We start from the raw sequence: 684 nt of genomic DNA on the forward strand, positions 1-684 counted from the left end.
GCGACACCCCCGCGGACGCGCGGCCCGCCACCGGCCCCGCCGTCACCGCGTCCGCGTCACCCGGTGCGCGGACCCCCGCACGCAGCCGGGCCGGCAGCGGACTGCGCCTCGGCGACGTGCGGCAGGAGTGCAAGGGGATCGCCCGCGCCGCGCTGCGCCTCGACGCCGTCGCCCTGGAGGAGCTGCTGCTGACCGCGATCGCCGAGCACGGCCTGGTCCCCGCCTGGACGGAGGTGATCATGCCGACGCTGCAGGCGGTCGGCCGCAAGTGGGAGAGCTCCGGCGAACGCTACGTAGAGGTCGAGCACTTCCTGTCCTGGCACGTCTCCGGTGCCCTGCGCCGCAGCGCACGGCCGGTGGCCGCCGACCGGCCCGGTGCCACCACCGTCCTCGCCTGCGTGCCGGGGGAGAACCACACCCTGCCGCTGGAGGCGCTCGCCGCCGCCCTCACCGAACACGGCCTGCCGGTCCGGATGTTCGGCGGCGCGCTGCCCGTCGAGTCGCTGGTCGCCGCGGTGCGCAGGACCGGGCCCGCCGTGGTGGGCCTGTGGGCGCAGTCCCGCACCACGGCGAGCCGGCCGCTGGCCCAGCACGTGGCCGCGATGGAATGGGGCGTGCGCGGAGCCCGGCGCAAGGCGGCCGTGCTGACGCTGGGGCCCGGCTGGGCCGGCCAGGGCGTGTCCG

The 684-nt window shown here is 77.9% G+C and carries 1 protein-coding gene; it reads left to right on the forward strand.

All coding sequences use genetic code 11. The features are described 5' to 3' along the window. Positions 1-684 (forward strand): B12-binding domain-containing protein (locus tag G3I53_RS05730; RefSeq protein ID WP_239063593.1); only part of this gene is annotated, 684 nt, incomplete at both ends.

The sequence above is a fragment of the Streptomyces sp. SID14436 genome, assembly GCF_010548465.1.
GTDB lineage: Bacteria > Actinomycetota > Actinomycetes > Streptomycetales > Streptomycetaceae > Streptomyces.